This is a genomic window from Oleiphilus sp. HI0128, from assembly GCF_001635365.1.
The window spans coordinates 1-1887 of record NZ_LWGG01001156.1; the positions used below are offsets into that span (position 1 = coordinate 1).

Sequence of the window (1887 nt, forward strand, 5' to 3'; positions counted from 1 at the left end):
GCTGCTTTAGGCAGGTCGTTCGAGATACTGACCGGACCATATAAGTATTTCACATCAGGGTTCTTGCTTAAGTAAGAACCGATGCCATACCAAAGGTAATCCAAACTTCGTTTGCCCCAATACTTAGGCTGAACAAAACTTCGCCCAAGTTCCGCCCCTTGCTTTAGTAGAGGAAGCATTGACTCGTCATAATCAAAAAGGCTGGCGCTGTATAAGCCCTGAATACCCTGCTGTTCGATAATGTCTTTGGCATTGCCCAGGCGATAGGCACCGACAATCTCCAACTCATTTTCATCCCATAAGACCAATTGACTATAGGACGAGTCATAGTGGTCAATATCACGCCGCTCACCTGTTCCCTCGCCCACTGCGCGAAAGGCAATTTCCCTTAAGCGGCCAATCTCTCTCAATACCGCGCAGCTTCCTTCGTTCTTATAGAGAAAGATCTGTTTATTATCACTGGTCTCACCCAATCGGTTTTGAGAAGCAATAAGCTGCTTAAGTATTTGACGTGATTCAGGGTGAGCAACCGGTGACTGGGTTTGCCATATCCCCTTTTTACCCTTACCCACTTTATAGAGGTGTTTTTTGAACAGTTTGACCTGAGTCTTAACTGGCAAACCACTCTTGGCATAGGTCTCATGAATGACAAGCTTACCGACACGGATCGCAACCGTCTTGCGTGTTTGCTTATACATTTCAGGCACAAGCATCATGGTAGAAAGCGGCTTATAGATCGCAGACACACCGTAAAACAGAGCAGAGTTTGCTGCATCAATATACAAAGGCAACACCGGCGCATTCATTTCTAAAGCTATATCAAGAAAGTCACGACGCCACTTGGTATCCGTCACCCCACTCGGGCGAATACGGGATAATTCTTCACTGGGGAAAAAGATCAGCACACCTTCTCGCTCCAGGTGTTCTTTCAAAGCGACATTACGTGTTTTAGCCGTATTCTCGGAGTAAGGCTGACAAGCCAAAGTAATCGGCGCAAGCGCATCTAACTCATGAACGCCTTCATCGACCACAACACGCACGTCTGACCTTACATCACTTACCAACTTGAATACCGCCGCTGCATCCAGAGTACCTAAAGGATGATTGGCGATAATCACCAAGCGGCCTTCAGTCGGAATTCGTTCTTTCTCATTCCAAGGCGTCTGAAAGGAAAACTCAAAGTGCTGAAGAATCTGCTCGACAAACTCAACACCTTTAAGGTGAGGATGATCTCGCAGGAAAGAGTCTAAGGTTTTTCGTGAACGAGATAGTGAGCTAAGCGGTGCTCGTAATATCTCGGGAATCCCACCGTTTTTATCGGCAAGGCCATCATTGCTAGACATGCGCTCGACAGCAGGTTGAAGTGTACCGTTTGTTTTCTCACTATCTACTGCCTTGTTAACCAACAAGCTCTGAAAACCCATACCTAGACTCCTGTGTTTTTAGGCAGGATAGTAATTCAGTGTGAAGCAAATGTGACGCTTTGGTGTCAGTTTGATGTCAATGGGATCACCACGGAACACAGTTGATAAACTTGACCCTAACCCGGTAGCCCTTTAAATTGCTTGCCTACTCATACGAATTCGCCACGAACAAGAGAGCCAAAATGAAATATATCGACACCCCAAACTTCGGCGCACCTGATGTCATGCAAGTTGCTGAAGGCGAACGCCCTGGCATTCAAGAAAATGAAGTACTGGTGAAGGTAGCAGCAGCCGGCGTTAATCGCCCTGACGTGATTCAGCGACAAGGCAACTACCCGGCCCCAAAAGATGCGTCACCCATATTGGGTTTGGAAGTAGCCGGTGAAGTGGTCGAAGTCGGTTCTGCCGTTACTACCTTAAAACAAGGCGATAAGATTTGTGCACTCACCAACGGTGGTGGCTA

The 1887-nt window shown here is 47.1% G+C and carries 2 protein-coding genes; one reads left to right on the forward strand and one right to left on the reverse strand.

What is annotated here, in order from left to right; translation table 11 throughout:
• Positions 1-1424: lysophospholipid acyltransferase family protein (locus tag A3763_RS19610; RefSeq protein WP_068760376.1), on the reverse strand; the 1424-nt coding region annotated here is incomplete at its 3' end.
• A gap of 182 nt (positions 1425-1606) precedes the next feature.
• Here A3763_RS19610 and A3763_RS19615 point away from each other — a divergent pair.
• On the forward strand, positions 1607-1887 hold a 281-nt coding region (locus A3763_RS19615; RefSeq protein WP_156495196.1), incomplete at its 3' end, for an alcohol dehydrogenase catalytic domain-containing protein.